Here is a 16178-nt window from a genome sequence, read left to right on the forward strand (position 1 = left end):
AGGGGTGCTGCGGGGCGGGGAAATTGGACAGAGATGGTGTTTGGAGCGGCGTGCTGGACGAGTATTTCTCTCGCCATGATTGCAGCTTGGTGTGTAGCACCCAGGATTTGTTCTGCCTAAGACGAGCCAGCGGGTTGCGCATAGGCAACGAGGCATCGCTTGAAGCATTGCGATCTGATTGGTCGCTCCTATTGAGACGTCGCCTGATTACACAGCGAAGCTTGAGTGTGGTCGCTTTCTTGATGAGGCGGTCACCCGAGAAATGCCAACAGATCTTGGACTGGGCGCGTTTGGAAGATGGGGCTTTGACGCCCGATTGGTCGATCGTTTCTTACGAGCTTTTTGGAGAGGTCTTTTCAAGTACGGGGGTCTCAGATCAAGATCTTTGCGCATTTGTAAATCAGCTCGATGTTAATCCAGCGAGAGTAATCCAAGAAGCAACTTGTCTTTTTTACGAGAATTTACGCCGGGAGGTTGCGCTTTGGGAGAAATTTGAAATCAGTCAAGAGAATGTTTTTACATCAGGATGCAGTGCTGAGATTGTTCGTCTGTAATTTGCTAGGCTCATGACTGATCAAGGTAGGGGCCCCGCAATGCCGATAACAGTAGCCAAGGATGTCGAGACAGGGAAGACCTTCAAAGCGAATGAAATCGCTGATGATAATGTCTATGCGCAAATGAAATTATGCGTTTTGGTAGACGGGAGCGAGACGATTGTCGTGCCGGTGCGGCGGAGGGATGCGTTGCACTTCCGAAGGCTCGGCGGCCAGCAAAAGTTCACCGCTTGCGATCGAGCGCCAACAACTGTCGAACATGGTAAGGCGGTTGCAGGATTGCTTGATCGCTTGACACAGGCAAAAGGCGATCTGCGTTTTGTTACGTATGTCTTCGAAGGTGGCGATCAAGGTGCCAACGGGAGAGATGAGCAGACTATTTTCAAATTGCTCTCGAAGAGTGAGTATCGATGGTATGGTGAGAACCAAATTCGCTTTGATGATGGCAAGTATATTCAACCTGACATCAGCGGAAGGGACATCGCCAAGATGGGTCCCGGAAGCGCCAATCCCGGCGTGATCATTGAGGTCATCGACACGCATCCTCCAGAGCTGGAAACCTTTGAAAAGCTGATGTCGCTCTCTAGGAGTGGCTATGCTGTGTTCTTCTTTCTTCTCAGGGACAAGAGCCCATTCTTCGCGCAGTTTTACAACAGCATCAAGAATTTGCCTCCGATCACACAAGTTCGGTTCACCTGTGCACTACTAAGGGGCGTCTTGGTTGTGAACGGAGAACGCATTGTCTTGAAAGAGAAGAAAGTCAGGAGGCTTATCAACGCGGAAGCTTACGTCAAGCTCATCGAGAGGCTGAAAGCATTTGGTATCGTCCCTTGAGGCGAGCGCGATACCCAAGTTCTTACGCTGAGGAGCGCCTAGCGTGTGACCATCTAAAGTCGGACGGTTGCAAAGATTAGATCAGCTCTATTTTAGTATTTGGGCTTCTCTAAGTCTGTGGAGCGTGGAGCAGTGGTGTGGTCGTCGAGCGAAAGCATACCGAGGTGCTTTCCTTCCTTTGTGAGCTTGTGCATCGGCGATCCATCCAGCGGCACTACCTTGAAATCGGGAAGTTCGATCTTGACGGGAAGCTCGGCAAGAAGCAGTTCGCCAATCTCAATTCGAAGTGTCGTTTGAACTAAGATTTCGTAATCTGTGGCTTCAACCGGTGCCTTGGCTTCAAACTCAAGTGTTCCCATGACAACTGGTAGTGTCTCGCCCTTCAAGAGTGCATAAGCAAGGTCGATATCTCCCATTTCGCCCGGTGTGATGTCATAGCCAGGCGGCAATTGGAAGGAAGATTGGACGGCGTCGGCCACAAGGTGGAGCCTCCCAAACGTTCGGGCGGTATTTATCAGTAATTGGAGCTCCGGCACCGTAGCAAGCGTAAAGGGAAGAACGTGGTGCGAACCTTCGAAACTAAATTCAATCCTTGCACACTGTTTGATCTCCACTGACGTCGCCCATGACTCCCAATCGCGCAGCGCGTTGAGATCTCGGATCGGGACCGATGACAATCTCACATCACTCCAAGTGATGCGCCAATCGACCCTTCCCCCTCTGGCACCTTGCTTATGGAAATCGGTAGACATCTCCATGAGGTGATCTGGATGACATGCCACCACTGACACGCCTTCCTGCCCAATAAAGAGTTCAGCGGGAAGCGTGACGATTGGCGAAGATACGGTGTGACGTTCACCAGCATGCAGGCGAATGAATCCTGTGCGGCGTCGAGTTGGTTCGATAGATATCGTTCCACCGGCCCGGTAATCTAAACCGAGAGTGGATAGAAGGGGAGACCCCATCGAGCGTACATCTTCCACCTGGATCTCTGCAGGCTTACCTAGCCTAATGGCGTCAGACAGGGCTCTTAAGTTAGCCTCACCAGCAGCAGCTTCAAATTGGATGCGGGCTTTGGAACCGCCCGCAGCGGCCCGGATAGTGAAGCACTCCCGCCCATCAACGAGCCCAACGTCAACCTCAAGGCTAGTATCAAGAGAGTTGAGGTAGACACGCCGATCTTCCGCAAGTTCAACTAGTGCATGATGCCGCTGTGCAACTGGCGTTAGATTTGCTTTGAGGAAGTGTTCGAAGCTCTCGCGTTCGTTGAGTTCTTGATTGAGGTCCATCCGCACACCCGCATTGCCCGAGCCGCTCAGTCGACCTGGATTGGCTTTGGCCCACGCCTGCGCGTGAACCCAATAGAGCTTCCCATTACCAGTGCGTCTGACGATAACAACGGGCTGTGGGTCTTCCGCATAGTGACGAAGACGGTTTTTAGCAACTGGTGCTGTGACGCTACGCTTCTTACCAACTTTCGCCTCGCCCTTGACTTGGACCGAAAATCGAGCGCCCTTGTAAAGAGCACGATCAGGCATAACGAGAAGGTCGTAGCCATCATCAATGTGGTCGGTGCCAACCACCCATCCCCAGCTGTTGAAGAGCTGCTCAACCTCGAGTTCAGCGGCTCGTCCTGTAATTTGATTGGCTGAAAGGCTCACAGCATTATCTCCTTGTGAACATGGACGACTCCGTTCCAATGCGGCGAGGCAATGGGAGATGATCATCCAGACGGATGGATGGTTGACTACCCTTTGCCAAAATTCATTCCGAACAGAAAATTTACCACTTCGTAGCGCTGGCAGGTAAGCAGATGCTGTCAGGTGCGCCTGGATGTCACCAGAATCCTCACGCCGCTGCTCCTAGAGACCCACTCTTCGTATCTCCCAATCGCCACGGGATAGCGTTCGGACCTGATGGAGGTCGGTGTCGTAGATGGCGATCAGCTCAGAGCTGCTGGCGATGATGTGGCCTCGGATCTTTCGTTGGCCTTTTTCCCAGAGTTCTGAATCGCCTCGCGATACCGGACCAAGGAGGCGATGCTTCTCAGTAACTGCTTCCTCTTTCCCATAACGCTCCCCAATTACGCCTGGAATTGTTGAAACGAGCAGGCCAACGGAATACAGCGTCAATGCTAGATAAATTCCTGAAAAAGCCATGCCTCCTGAGGTGATGCCAAGCTTCACTCGTGGATGACGCCGATAGAAATCCTGAAGGCGACCATTGCGAACCGATTGTGCGGGGAGGCGGTAAACCCAGATAGCTAGCCATAACGTAAAAAAAGTAATCGCTATTGAACCCCACGGAAAAGCACTGAACATTCCGAACCCTTGAAGCACAACGGCATAGTAGCCGCGAACGACCTTCCAGTCGGCCGATTGTGGAAATAGGTCGGCCTGAACGCCCCAGGCTTTGAGATAGCTTGTGTAAGCGACATGCCCGCAGCCGTGAAGAACGATTCCAGCTAGTGTTGTCACGGCAGCCAGACTACCGACGAAGCGGGTGATGGAGCACGACCTCTTGGAAGATGCACTGTTCGCGTCTTCTGGTGACGGGGTGGAACGCTTCGATCGGACAATTTCGATATGGCGCATAGTTCTCGTAGATCAACTGCGAGATGGGAAGGAGCTGCGTAGCCAACCCATCGCCTCATCAAGGTCTAGGTTCGAGCTGGCATAGGACACTTGAAGCAAGTGGGGCGAAAGCAGATTGTCCCACTTTTGGCTAGCCAAATTTTTCGCGCCTGCCAATAGCACTTCAATGGATGGGGTTGGTGCAGCGGCGATCGCCTTGAGCGCTCTCTCGATGTTCTCATGGGCATTCGGACCCCGCGTGATCTCGACCCCCAGTCGGCTCCCCTGAGCCTTGAAGTTCCTGGCATTGAGCAAGCAAGCGATTGCATCGTTGGCCGCATCGCCCAGCCAAGTGAGAAGCAGGATGTCGCTTCCCCTATCCAGAAAGAGTTGATCATCCAAGCTGTGTTGCTGGTAGCTGGTCCGTCCTTCGTCGATGAAGCGCTGCGCACACGCATCCACAAACGTCGGCGTCAGTGTTCCCTTATAGATCGCTCGCATGGTTTGACGCACTTTGGTATGCACGCGTCCGCCGCCGCCGCTGAACAACGGTGGCGCGCCACTCTTGGTGGCAGACACGTAGATCGTCTTCTGGCCTTCGTCGATTTGCTCGACCATCCAGGTGCGCCCGCCAAACAAGATACGCTGGCCGGTCGTGAGCATCTGGGAAATGGGCAGGGTGCCAAGCGGTTTGCCAGCAGCGACAATCCGGAATTCCTCGTCGACCGTGAACGCTGCATAGAACGAGTAGTGGTTGACGATCCGGTCGCCGACAGGTCCGTGCAACAAGAGCCCGGATCCATCTTGGATCAAGATGTCTTGCTGCCCCAAATGGCGCAGCAGCTCGACAAACGCATCACGAGACACTTGATTGAAAGGGGCATTGGGGGCGCACAGCAACTGGAATGCCTGAGGTGCAGTCAGGCCGCCATACTGCGCAATGGCGGAAAGGAGCTGCTGGATGAAGGTGGAAAGATGCGCACCTTTGACCACAGGCGGCTCATACCATTTTTCGGTGAGCAGCATGACCACGGCCAAAGTCTGGAAGGTGTCGAGCCTCAGGCGTGTTCGAAGATCCGCTTGCGAGTCGATGGCGTCTTCAATCACATAGCCGCGCAGGATCGCAGCTTCACCTTTGCGTCTTCCGGATCTTCCCATGCGTTGACGAAGACTGGCAACGGTAGGGGGCGTGCCAATCTGGGCAACGCTCTTGACCGCGCCGATATCGATGCCGAGTTCCAATGTGTTGGTGCAAACGGCAGTTGCTGGCTGATCCTTCTGTTTGAGCGCAGCCTCAGTGTCGTAGCGAATTTCTTTGGAAAGACTGCCATGGTGCGGCCAGAACTCACGCGACACGCCGCCTTTCTCGCAAAGCTCATTGAGCAGGTGGGTATAGCGCTCGACCTCACGGCGGCTATTGGGAAAGACCAGGTTGTTGCTACCGCGAAGGATTTTGAACAAATGCTCGGCCACAGCCAATGGTGCTAGTTCTTGCTTCTCCTTCTTGTCATCAGCTTCGCCCTTTTGAGGAACAGGTTCTTCAAAGCCTTTGATGATAAGGAGAAGTTCTGACGCATCGGAAGGGGCGTCGACAATCGCGGCGGTGCCCGCTGGACGCAGAAAGCGCGCCGCAGCCTGCATGTCACCCAATGTTGCCGATAGCCCAATGCGAGGCACTTTACGACCAACGATGGTATCGATCCTGTGTAGCAAGGATTGAAGTTGTTTGCCGCGCTCGCTGCCGATGAAGGCATGCAGCTCGTCGATCACAAAGTAAGCCAGGTGCTTGAAGATGCCGGCAACCGAGGTGCCTCGGTTGCACAGCATCGCTTCCAGCGACTCTGGTGTGATCAAAACGACGCCATGCGGCTTCTTGAAGAAGCGTTGTTTGCTTGTGCTGCTGATGTCGCCATGCCACGGCCACACCGGAATGTCGAGGTCTTCGCACAGTCGCTCCAATCGACCGAATTGATCATTGATCAAGGCCTTCAAGGGGCTGATGTAAACGATCAAACCTGCTGGGGTTTGCTGTTCGAGATACGTCAGCGCTGGCAGGAAGGCCGCTTCCGTCTTCCCCGAGGCGGTGCTAGCAGCCACGATCACATCTTGATCGGCAGGCAGGATCAGTGGGATGGCCATTTCCTGGACATCCCGCAGGGCTTCCCATTGCTCTGCCCACAAGTAGCGCTGGATGCCTGGCGAAAGAAGAGAGAAGGCGTTCGACTGGCTCATGGATTAAAGCTTGAACGAAGCCAATTCATCATCCCCTTGAACCGCGAGATCTTCGTCGCCGCCATGGTCTTCTTTGACCTCAACCTCGCCGATCAAAGTTTGCCAAGCCGTGCCGGGGTTTTGCTCCAAGACCGCTAAAAGATTGATGAACGCGGTAATCGTGGTGCGGGGCGTGCGGAAGAAGCTGTCACCAATCCGATTGGCGCAGTGCTCCATGAATTGCTGGACAGCTTCGTCAGGCAGCAGATACTTATCCGCATCACCGCCTGCGTAGACATGACGGATCTTGGTCAAAAGCACATAGAAGTCTTCCGCAGTGAGGCTCGAAAGTCGCACAACAGGTCCAGAGAAGTCGACCAGACCTTCCTTGGCAAAGGTGTTTTGGGCCAAGCGACTTTGAAGCGCTTGGTAGCTGTAAACACCGCGCCGGGTGTCCATCAAGAATTCAGGCGTGCCACCCAACACGAAGCCAAGGCCAACTGCCGTGCCTTGGAAGGAGTCATTGAGCATGCGCAAGATCTGCTCATAGTTCGAGTTGCGTGCCTGTGCGTTGGCAAGCTTATAGAGATTGACGAGCTCGTCCAGGCACACCAGAAGGCCGCTAAAGCCGGCCAAGCGCACGAAGCGCCCCATCAGTTTGAGCTGATCGTAGACCGAGGCATCATCGACAATCGAGCGCACACCCAGCGCAGATTTGGCGTCGGTCTTGGTGGAGAACTCGCCACGCAGCCAGCGAATGGCATCGGATTTGAGTTGCTCATTGCCTTGTTCAAAGCCCTTGCAATAAGCCGCAATGACATCAGCGAAGTCATAGCCGTTAACGAGTTCCGTCAGCTGCTCAAGCTTGGCGCGGATGACTTGTTCGGTGGGAACATCCTTTGCTTTGGCTTCGGTCTTAGCGGTCGCGATGAATTTCTCAACGACCCCTGGCAGCGCGCCACCGTCCGGCTTTGTGCGGGTAGCTAAGTTGCGCATCAGCTCTGCATAAAGCGAACGGGCTTGGCCACCGGAGGCATGCAAACGCCGATCGGGATTGAGGTCCGCACTCGCCACAACAAGCTTGCGCTCCATGGCAATGGCACGCACGAGGTTGAGGAAGAAGGTCTTGCCAGCACCGTATTCGCCAACGACCAGTCGGAACGAGGAGCCGCCATCGGCCAAGCGATCAATGTCGCTGACCAACGTTTCGACTTCGCGAATGCGCCCAACCTGGATCAGGTGCTGACCCGCACGAGGCACGACACCTGCACGCAATGACTGGATGACCGCATCACGATCCTTGGCACGAATAGGGTTGCTCATTGCTCTATTTTCTCGATGAACTCTGGGTTGATCTCCACCGGATCGTCTCCTTCAGAGAATGGGATGTCATAAGCATCAAACGATGCATCATTGATGTGTTCAAGTGCGCCGTCGAGCATCAGCTCCAGATCCGAAGCGCCATCTTCCAGTTCGGAGCGCGTCCAGTTGGGTCGGGAGAGCATGAGGCGCAGCAGTGCGCTATGCGCTTCATCCAAACCCAACAGGCCAGGAGTAGAAGCAGCTTCTTGACTGGGGAGCGGCAGTGCTTGGGGCTCGATGATGGGCTCAGGCACATCCTCGGTAAAGATGCCAGCCAAGAGGGCAGAGACCTTGGCGGTATCGTGTTGGAGTTCGGCAATACGTTTGGGGTCCAGGCGAAACTGCTTTGCTGGCTCTACCTTGGTGGTGCTTCTTCCCGCGCTCACGGCATGGACGTCACTAAAGACACGCTTGGTCTCCACGCCGAGCGTCTTGTAAACCTTCTCCAAGAAGCGCATTTCGTCTGGCGAGACCGTACCGTCGCTTTGCGCAAGGCTTGCCATTGAGGCTGCGATTGTTTCCTTGGTGGGTTGATCCAATGGATCAAGCTTTTTCTTGAGCGAGGCCAGAGTGATTGGTGCTTGGCTCAGCCATACAAGATGCGCACGAAGGCGCTTGTGGTCGGCGGGACTGAGGTGACTCCATGCATCAATCTCTCGGCCAAGATGTTCGATTTCGTGTGCACTGAAATCGCCATCGGCTTGTGCAACCGTGGAAGCAAGTTGCAAGGTCAACAGTGCGATTTGATACGCGCTGCTTTGGGCTTGATGGGTTTGGCCGGGCAACAACGCGAAGAGGACCACAGGATCAGCATCGCCAGGCGCCCGCGCGCCTTCGAGCACGTTGGGTTCCATTCCGATGTGAGCTGCCTCAAGCGTCCTGGCAAGGTCTCGGATCTTTTCTCGGTTGAGCGATGCTCCACCATTGCCGAAGCGATCGGCAAGCTCGCTCAGGGGCAGGGTGATCGCACGACCTTGAACCTCGTCCACCAGCAATTGGAGCGCTGCTTTGCGCGGGGCAGGCCAAATGCTGGTTGGCAGGTGTAGCAAGCCATCCAGCGTATTCCGAGCGTCGGGGTTCTTGTTGATAAGGCGACTCAGCGGGCCGAGTTCATCCGTGCATTGCTGGACGATTTCGTTGAGCTTCTTGATGGGCCCGGTGAGCGCTGTGACATCGGGTGTCTCGCCAAACGTCTTGGGCTTGAAGCTGGTGCCATAAAAAGCAGGAGAAAAGGTCTGCCTCGAAAATTTAAGCTTGGTGCGGTTCTTGGGCAGGACCAACCCCGCGTCAAAAAGCTCCCGGTAGCGCTCAACGAAGAGCTGATCGAATTCTTCAGCGCAGCGGACAGTAGGAGTGCGCATGGAGACTTCTGGGCTGAGGCGCGCCCAGGCAAGGGCCAAGGGTGCGGGAACCGGGGCACGATCCAAGGAGCATTGACCCAAGGCTAGGCGGAGGTAAAACGGAAGCTCATGGGTGCGCTGAAAGCGGGGAAGCGGCTTGGTGTAAAGTTTGTCCTCAATGTCATCGAGTTCCATCCAGTCGAGCAAGCTGTTGGTGTAGCTTCGAATTCGTCCATCGGCTTTGCCGTAAACGGCATCGAGCTGCCTGAGCGTTGCTTTGATGACCGGCCAGTCCTGCTTCGAATCGGGCTCTCTGACGCCATCGAGCACAACCCGCCTTTCGAGGCCATACAGGAACCGGAGCACATATGTGCTGTTGCATTCGGGATCGGATCGATCAGAAGCCAGCCAATTGATGTAAGCGCGGCGTTCAGTGGCAGATAGGTCAGCGTAGCTTCCCCAATAGCCACTTGGCTCGCGATAGTCGCCAGTTGCTGCAACAGAAAGGCGGCCATTGACCAAGCTCGGTTCGTCTCCGCCTGTTGGCGTAGCGAGATTGATCCCCGCGTAGAACAGCCCACCTGAGATTTCTACCTCACGAATTTCGATGATCTCGCCCGGCTGCACCCAACGCGTCTTCTCCCAGCCCGCAGGAGGCTTGGGCACCAAGAATTCTTTGGCGGGTGCACTGCCGGCGATGCTGGTGCGATGAAGTTCGTCCGTGGCGTTCGCCGGTTCCGTGCGGGAGGCCGCAGGCAACGGTGGCGGAATGGATGACACCTGTGTCTCGCTCGTCGGAACAGGAATAGGCGGCAATGCAGGTGGCAGTGCTGGGATCGTCTCAACTCTTTCAGCAGTTGGCGTTGGTTGGCTTGCAATCGGCACGATCCCGCGTTGGTCTTCGAGTTCGGCGCCGGCCGTAGATTGAGCCTGCCGAGGTATGGCCGCTTTAGCAGCGACTGCACGCATGGCGTCAAGAAGATTGCTGTTCAGTTGCTGCGGCGATGACGGGGCTTCCGTAGGTGCCGAGGCGATGGTTTGCGCGTCTGGTGTCTTGGTTGTTCCTAGATCGCTTGGACTAGGCGAAGCAGTTGGGCGTGGGCGGCTCGGGGTGGGCACGATGATGCGCGGAGCGTCTGATGCGGCGTCAATGGCAGAGTTCGCTTGCCGACTGATTGATGGTTGCTCAGTCACAGCGCGCATTGCTTCAAGTAAATTGCCGTTGGGCTGCTGAGAGACGGGACGATCTTGAGAATTTCCTGTGGCGCTCGGTTCCAGTGCGGCACGTGTGTCTGACAGAATGATCGGAGACATTTCCGCCTGCCCGGGAGGGGCAGGAGTCGGTGGTGCTACTGGTGTCGTCGGACCGTGCTCGGCAAGGTGTGCCATCGCGGTCCTCAAGTTCCCAGGGCGGTTCTTTGCAGCAAGAGCTGGGTTCTGTGGAGGCGCCGCCTGAGAAGGGGGGACTGATTGGCTCAACGCTGCAGTCGGTTCCGCAACGCGCTCGCTGGCAACCCTGTTGCTCTGCGAGGGCGATGGAGCGATCGGTGGTTGAGCGGCCTCTAGCATGGAAGACAGGATCTTCCGATTGGCGCTGGCGGGAGCCGGCGCTGTAGAGCTGCGAGGTTTGCTTGGAGTTGACTTCAACCCAGTAAGTTCGGCGAGCGTCGGCTCACGCACAATGGGGGCAAGCGGCTTCTTTTGGGCCTGCCACTTCACGAAGAGGTAGAGCCCGAAAGCGACCACAACAGTAATGCCGAGGGCAATCCACACCTGTCTCGGCACCATCGCGATGATCGCCAAGGCGATCACGATCACGGTGAGGCCTGAGCCTTGTTTCTTTCTGCGTCTCGCCACGTGGCCCCCTGCCTCTAGCACTCCTCTTAGGGATGTTAACCGGACATCATGCTAGATGGATATGAACTTTTGGCTCAGTTAGAAGATGGGTATACGAAGGTCATAGCAAAATATATGCTCAAGCTTGGGTAGGTCGAAATCGGTCCAAAGGAGCTTCGATGATTGATCTTGATGAGGTTAGAGCTTTACTTGACGAGTGGAACGCTGAAGCCAAAGAGCGAGTTGCTAAAGAAAGGATCAGCGGAGGAGTCAGTGATCTCGATTTTCTAATAAAGAATGACATCTGTGAAAGGCATCGGCGAGAGCTGATTTCCATGGATGATGCGCTTGAGTCCTTAGAGGTAGAGATGAATTCAATTTCCGAGGATGAGTTTGCTCCGGAGGAAAAGGAGTATGACGTAGGTCTTGCTGAGAAGATTACAGAGTTGCGCGAAGAAATTTGGTTGATAATTAAATAGTTCGGCCGCTCTATTTTTTGAACACTCCGACAAAGAATTGATTCACATGCCAAATTTAGAGGTGATAGAAAAATATCTTCTGGCGCTGTATCGCGCCATAAGAAAATTTGCCAGCCGCTCCCGTCTAACGGCAGCAAGGCGGCTATTTTTTATAGCGCTGGCTGGTGTAGCAGTAGCCATAATTTCAGTGTTTTCGTTTAACGGTTTGATTTGGTATGTCGATCAGGAGTCTGCTCAGCGAAACAAGGTCTATGCCAGTAAGATGGAGAGGTCGAGAATTGACCGGGCTATAGATGCGGTAAGTATTTGTTCAAAAGAAAAAGAGAAGAAAAGTGTGAATGCGAATTTTTATTGCAACGAGGCAGTGTGGCGTTATAAGAATGTCATGGGGCGTTGCGAAAGTTCGGAGCGAGTAATTGAGCTTGTGAAAAATAAAGCATATGAGGCGATGCAGTTAGATATGCGACAGCATCTTGAAGATGTGGAGGCTGCAGCGTTGAGAGATGCTGAAAACTTTCTGGAAAAGGTATTTGCGGAATTTAGTGCGAATCAATGGCAAATTTTTGTTGCTTCTCTGATTTTACTGGTCCATTTGATGGCTAGTTGGGCTATGTATAAGAAAAGGTTGGGTGGATTTTGATGCTTGTTCTGATTTGTCTTAATTGTTATTCTAGTTTTTAGATCCGCCACGGATTTTATGGAAATTAACAGCCGTGGCTAATGCGGTGACTCAGTGCGTGGCTAATTTTGTATTCTTAGCATGTTATCGATACATAATTGGCAGGTTGCGATTACATTGCCTTTTTATTTATTGGTAATATAAGAAAACAGGCGATGCGGTGCATTGAGGGTTGTTAAGCATTTCGTTGAAGTTCGTGACGTAGCGACTGTTTTATTAGTGCCTGCAAGCTGAGGCGGCTAGTATATAAATTCTTGAAATAATCATCGGTAAAAGCTTCTTTAGAAAGATGAATATTGCAGGACGGTGCGTAACGCGCAAAACTTATGCGAGTTAAGTTGCTAGTGCCGTCTTTTTAGGGTTATAATTTGATCAAGGGGTGCTTAGCCCCCTACCTTCTTGGTGCCAAACGCGGCGCATAGGGAGGCGCAGTTCGAGTCCCAGTTTGGGTTGCAGACTTCCCTGGTGGTCAAAGCATCTGTCATCACTAAGGAGCTGAATATGACTTCAAACACACACATTGAATACGTTGTTCCACACGCTGTAGACGAAGGATGCATGGGTGCTCGTAAGAGTGCCGAAGTGGTCTTGAATGGGCAGCAAGCTAGGGTAAGAAGCGAGACGCATGGATGGCTCCTCGGTTTGTCCATTCGCGGGTGGTTCAAAAGTGCACTGTGGTCTGGTTGGTTGGTGGCGTGCCTCTCGCGGAGCCCAGTTGGGGAAGAGCTACAACCCAAGTTGAAGGACGAATGCGCTTAACTTTGACGATCGTGACCAAGGGGAGGCTAGAAGGTTCGAGTCCTTCTCTCCGCGCCAATTTATTGGACGTTGCTTTGCATTTGTGGCGTCCGTTTGTCTCTACGCGACTGAGCACTGAGGCCAAAAGTGTCAGCCTGACTATTAAGGCTGTGTAGGAAGCCCGGCAGCGTGCCGCGCCGGGCTTCCAAATAAACGCGGCACCCATCCAAGGCAGGTTGACGTGCAAAGCAATTTCTCGCAAATCACTCCGTTCAGCGATTACTTGTTCCTCCGTGAGTATTTGATCGGTGGAGGCACCATCGAGCATGCGCTGCAAACTGTGGATCAAGTATCACGCTATCAGCAGGCAGGTGGTCTGTCCGATCCAGTGGCGCTGGCGCATGTCTCCGATGAAGCAGCGATACTGCGCTACTGCATGTCGGCTATCGACTATCACTCGCTCGACGCCCAGCTGGCAGTCATTCGCGATGACTATAAGAGTAAATACACGTCTGCTTGGCAAACGTGTTCCCGTGTCAAGGACTGGGCGAATTCAGTGGTGGGCGCTTTTGCGCAGCTTGAGCGTTCCTGCGTGTATGACCAGACAAGTAAGCTGCTGCCTAATCGGACTGGGATAGCTCGCTTCAGGTTTGGCGATGCGTTTCGCTGGCTGACTCAACTAGGGGGGGGGCTTGAAGTTAGGGAAGACGAAAGCGATTTTCGTGCGACGTCGCAACGATGCTTAGCTATCGCTCAGTTGCTAAATAAGAACTTGCTTGAGGCGTCCGTTCGAGCACACTCGATGATCGAGAGGACCTATAAGGATGTGCCAGTCGTGCAGGAACTCAACAGCTATGAGGTCGCCGCAGGCAAGTTCGCTGACTACTTGCAGGCGCTCAAAGAAATTGACGAGATTCCGTTGAAAGGGATCGATGAAGCTACGGAAGAGTTAGCTTCCTGGTGTAATTACTTGGATGGCTATCACGCACGCTTCAAGGCCATCCTTGACCGAGCCTATGAAGGCTATATTCCATGCCTTATTGCGCGCGCAAGCTTCTGGGACGAGCACGTGCTGCCAAAGCTCGAAAGTGCCTAATCTCACTTTCCTGCGGCATCAATTTGGCTGAAATAGCAAATGTAGCATCTACCCTGCGAGGGATAGATTAGATCAATCCGCCTTGCATAGGATCTAACAATATTTTCTCCGTCGAATCGCTCAGGAGCATCTTGCTATAATCCTCACGGCTGCGCAGGACGATAAGATGATCCAGCGCAGTTGCTGGGCAGCGCAGCAGATCCATCCGATCCTGTTTCGACCCATCAGCAAATGTAAGGTTTGCTTGGACCTTCGGCTCGCCATTTATCCGATCCAACTCTGTAGGGTAGGGCGCGGCCAGCCAACGACCATAGTCTAGCGCCGCGCGTGAAGCGTGCAGGCTTCCACCTTTAAGGTCTGATTGAACCATGACGACGCCTTGGGCAAGGCCTGCCTGAGTTCGATCTCGTTTGACAAAGAACTCAGGACGAGGCTCTACGCCAAACCGGTATTCGGAGACCAAGGCCCCGCCCTTGTTGAGAATATCCTCTGCCAACCGTGCATTGGTCTTGGGTGCTACGGTATGCAGGCCATGGGCCAAGACAGCGACTGTATGCCCGTCATGGTCGAGCGCCGCCCGGTGCGCGATGGCATCACAGCCCTTAGCTAGTCCGCTGACCACGCTCCAACCTTGCTCAGCCAGATATTGAGCAATTCTTTCGGCGATGAGAGCGCCATGCTTAGTAGGCTCACGTGTGCCAATGACTGCCACTGACTTAGCTGCCTCAGGTGCGAGCGTGCCGCGCACAAACAGCAAAAATGGATCGTCTTTCGTCGCTGCAAGCAAGGTGGGATAGTCCGGGTCGAGGGGCGAAAGAATTCGAGCGCCATGTCGCTCTGCCTGTTCGACCTGCTTCTCTGCTCCGTCTAATGCGTGCTTCCAGGCCACGCTGTCGCGCAAGGTGGCGGCGTTTGCCGGGAACTGGTAGGACATGCTCTCGGGTGTGGCGGTTTCGAAATTTGCCATGCTTGCCATCTTGCGCAGCGTGACAGGCCCGATGCCTTTGAGCATGGACAGCGCCAGCAATTTGCCGGTGGTTGGTGAGATCTCGCTCATTGATATTTCAAGGGGTCTGATACGGTCTGGGCCAGGCTGAAACAGTCTACGGAACTAGCACCTGCGTCGGTGAGGTATTTTTTGGCATACAACAGGGTTGATCCGGTGGTTGTCACGTCATCGATGACTAGGAACCTCTTGCCTTGCACTTCCGCTGGATTGGCAACGTAGAGGTGATCACGAACGTTGGCGAAGCGCGCCTCCTGCTTTAGATGATCGTGGCTTTGAGACTGCACCCCCGGCCGGTAGCCGAGCACATTGGGGTTGAATGTCAATCGCAAATGGTTGAGTCTGGGGTTGGTGCCATACGACGCCTGTAGCTGTGCTAACAGATGTGCAAGCCGGTGCGACCGGTCAGGCCTGGCAGGGATGACCGTAATGACCAATTCTGGACCGGTTCCGCTGAAGGGCAATACAGAAGTAAGGATGAGGTAGTGGAAGGCGATAAAGCTCCGGATTGTTTCGATCCATTCCGAGGGAAAGATCACCGCATCTTTGTTGTCTTGGATGGCCTGAGATAGGCGATGCCAGTCTCTTCGATACTTCAAGGCTTCGCAGAAGGTGAAGTAGCGCCCGGCTACATGCACGACATGCCGTGCGTTCTCACCCGGAAAGAATTTGCCAATCTCATCAAAACGTGGCTTTGCAGTGGCCGGCATTCCGGCGTCCAGTAAGCGTTCCAAGCAGGGCAGCCCGGGCAAGGGATCTTCTAGACAGGTCCGAAGTTCTTCCTGATCTCCTAATATCACGTCCGGGAGCAATGAAAGACTACGCCAATGAGTCTTCTGATAGCTGCGCGGCCAACCCTTCTTAAACAATGCCACGCGGCACCCCGCGTTGTAAGCCGCCTTAATGTCTACGTCTCCGTCACCCACGAGGAGAACATAAGGGAGCTGATTTGTGTCGTTCATGTCTAATGCAATCATGGCGTTATGAATGCCCTCACCATTAGGCTTGCAACGCCGCACGTCTTCGTAAGCGATTACGACATCCCAGTTGGTCTGGGAGTAGGCCTTGGTGAGCACCACATCGACATAGCGCCTGGGTGATCTCGTAAATATGCCGAGCTTCAATTCGGAAAATTCTGAGCGCAGTCTGAGTAATGTGACTTCATCAATGATGTTTCGCTGACGGCTCCTGAAAGCAGCACCGACCTCGGCCGCATAGGCTGCGTCGTCACGATGCTTGCCAGCCTCACGGAGTTCTTTCATGTCCTCGGTATCGACCAGCGTCTGGTCGAGATCAAACAAACAAAGCCGGATCATCCTATTCCCCTGTAAGTCCATTTGCCCGAAGACACTATCTCAAAGGTCTGGCGCATGACAACAGCAGTGAGGAGGTTCTGGGAGGGGGTAATCGCAGACGAAAGCTTCTGGCCCTTAGTAAGACTTCCGAGGGTCCGGGGGGCAGAGCGTGATG

Annotated in this window: 12 protein-coding genes; 5 read left to right on the forward strand and 7 right to left on the reverse strand. The window is 54.0% G+C overall.

The window, feature by feature from the left end; genetic code table 11:
- The first annotated feature begins 50 nt into the window (after nucleotides 1-50).
- Together AC1PLA_RS07890 and AC1PLA_RS07895 are read left to right on the forward strand one after the other, a co-directional pair.
- Nucleotides 51-554, forward strand: coding sequence for a hypothetical protein (locus tag AC1PLA_RS07890; protein ID WP_481105927.1), 504 nt, complete (start codon nucleotides 51-53; stop codon nucleotides 552-554).
- A 12-nt stretch (nucleotides 555-566) separates the two neighbouring features.
- Nucleotides 567-1388 carry a hypothetical protein gene (locus AC1PLA_RS07895; RefSeq protein WP_481105928.1) on the forward strand — a complete coding sequence of 274 codons (822 nt, stop codon included), beginning with the start codon at nucleotides 567-569 and terminating at the stop codon, nucleotides 1386-1388.
- A 92-nt stretch (nucleotides 1389-1480) separates the two neighbouring features.
- On the opposite strand, the gene AC1PLA_RS07900 is transcribed toward AC1PLA_RS07895, so the two are convergent.
- The 5 genes from AC1PLA_RS07900 to AC1PLA_RS07920 all read right to left on the reverse strand — a co-directional run bounded on the left by AC1PLA_RS07900 (nucleotide 1481) and on the right by AC1PLA_RS07920 (nucleotide 10692).
- Nucleotides 1481-3049, reverse strand: coding sequence for a DUF4365 domain-containing protein (locus AC1PLA_RS07900; protein ID WP_481105929.1), 1569 nt, complete (start codon nucleotides 3047-3049; stop codon nucleotides 1481-1483).
- Between the two features lie 201 nt (nucleotides 3050-3250).
- Entirely contained in the window at nucleotides 3251-3982 is a 732-nt protein-coding gene (locus tag AC1PLA_RS07905) for a hypothetical protein (protein ID WP_481105930.1), read from the reverse strand.
- Between the two features lie 12 nt (nucleotides 3983-3994).
- Nucleotides 3995-6193 carry a DEAD/DEAH box helicase gene (locus AC1PLA_RS07910; protein ID WP_481105931.1) on the reverse strand — a complete coding sequence of 733 codons (2199 nt, stop codon included), beginning with the start codon at nucleotides 6191-6193 and terminating at the stop codon, nucleotides 3995-3997.
- 3 nt (nucleotides 6194-6196) lie between these two features.
- Nucleotides 6197-7495 carry an ATP-binding protein gene (locus tag AC1PLA_RS07915; protein ID WP_481105932.1) on the reverse strand — a complete coding sequence of 433 codons (1299 nt, stop codon included), beginning with the start codon at nucleotides 7493-7495 and terminating at the stop codon, nucleotides 6197-6199.
- Entirely contained in the window at nucleotides 7492-10692 is a 3201-nt protein-coding gene (locus AC1PLA_RS07920; protein ID WP_481105933.1) for a tellurite resistance TerB family protein, read from the reverse strand. The genes AC1PLA_RS07915 and AC1PLA_RS07920 overlap by 4 nt, the downstream gene beginning before the upstream one ends.
- 197 nt (nucleotides 10693-10889) lie before the next feature.
- Here AC1PLA_RS07920 and AC1PLA_RS07925 point away from each other — a divergent pair, with 197 nt between their 5' ends.
- The 3 genes from AC1PLA_RS07925 to AC1PLA_RS07935 all read left to right on the forward strand — a co-directional run bounded on the left by AC1PLA_RS07925 (nucleotide 10890) and on the right by AC1PLA_RS07935 (nucleotide 13702).
- A complete protein-coding gene (locus AC1PLA_RS07925) occupies nucleotides 10890-11189 on the forward strand; it encodes a hypothetical protein (protein WP_481105934.1) in 300 nt (99 codons plus the stop codon).
- Between the two features lie 46 nt (nucleotides 11190-11235).
- Complete coding sequence (locus AC1PLA_RS07930; RefSeq protein ID WP_481105935.1) at nucleotides 11236-11829, forward strand: hypothetical protein; 594 nt, start codon at nucleotides 11236-11238, stop codon at nucleotides 11827-11829.
- A gap of 1018 nt (nucleotides 11830-12847) precedes the next feature.
- Nucleotides 12848-13702 (forward strand): hypothetical protein, encoded by an 855-nt coding sequence (locus AC1PLA_RS07935; protein ID WP_481105936.1) that lies wholly within the window; start codon nucleotides 12848-12850, stop codon nucleotides 13700-13702.
- A 67-nt stretch (nucleotides 13703-13769) separates the two neighbouring features.
- On the opposite strand, the gene AC1PLA_RS07940 is transcribed toward AC1PLA_RS07935, so the two are convergent.
- Together AC1PLA_RS07940 and AC1PLA_RS07945 are read right to left on the reverse strand one after the other, a co-directional pair.
- Nucleotides 13770-14759 carry a DNA-processing protein DprA gene (locus tag AC1PLA_RS07940; RefSeq protein WP_481105937.1) on the reverse strand — a complete coding sequence of 330 codons (990 nt, stop codon included), beginning with the start codon at nucleotides 14757-14759 and terminating at the stop codon, nucleotides 13770-13772.
- Nucleotides 14756-16009 carry an HAD hydrolase-like protein gene (locus AC1PLA_RS07945; RefSeq protein ID WP_481105938.1) on the reverse strand — a complete coding sequence of 418 codons (1254 nt, stop codon included), beginning with the start codon at nucleotides 16007-16009 and terminating at the stop codon, nucleotides 14756-14758. Before AC1PLA_RS07945 ends, AC1PLA_RS07940 begins: the two co-directional genes overlap by 4 nt.
- Nucleotides 16010-16178: the final 169 nt, after the last annotated feature.

The organism is Xanthomonas sp. NCPPB 1826 (genome assembly GCF_056725285.1).

What these genes read in the sequence shown, in the direction of transcription:
- AC1PLA_RS07895 (WP_481105928.1), top strand. Translation starts at nt 567, where the DNA reads ATGACTGATCAAGGTAGGGGCCCCGCAATGCCGATAACAGTAGCCAAG.
- AC1PLA_RS07905 (WP_481105930.1), bottom strand. Translation starts at nt 3,982, where the DNA reads ATGCGCCATATCGAAATTGTCCGATCGAAGCGTTCCACCCCGTCACCA.
- AC1PLA_RS07910 (WP_481105931.1), bottom strand. Translation starts at nt 6,193, where the DNA reads ATGAGCCAGTCGAACGCCTTCTCTCTTCTTTCGCCAGGCATCCAGCGC.
- AC1PLA_RS07915 (WP_481105932.1), bottom strand. Translation starts at nt 7,495, where the DNA reads ATGAGCAACCCTATTCGTGCCAAGGATCGTGATGCGGTCATCCAGTCA.
- AC1PLA_RS07925 (WP_481105934.1), top strand. Translation starts at nt 10,890, where the DNA reads ATGATTGATCTTGATGAGGTTAGAGCTTTACTTGACGAGTGGAACGCT.
- AC1PLA_RS07930 (WP_481105935.1), top strand. Translation starts at nt 11,236, where the DNA reads ATGCCAAATTTAGAGGTGATAGAAAAATATCTTCTGGCGCTGTATCGC.
- AC1PLA_RS07940 (WP_481105937.1), bottom strand. Translation starts at nt 14,759, where the DNA reads ATGAGCGAGATCTCACCAACCACCGGCAAATTGCTGGCGCTGTCCATG.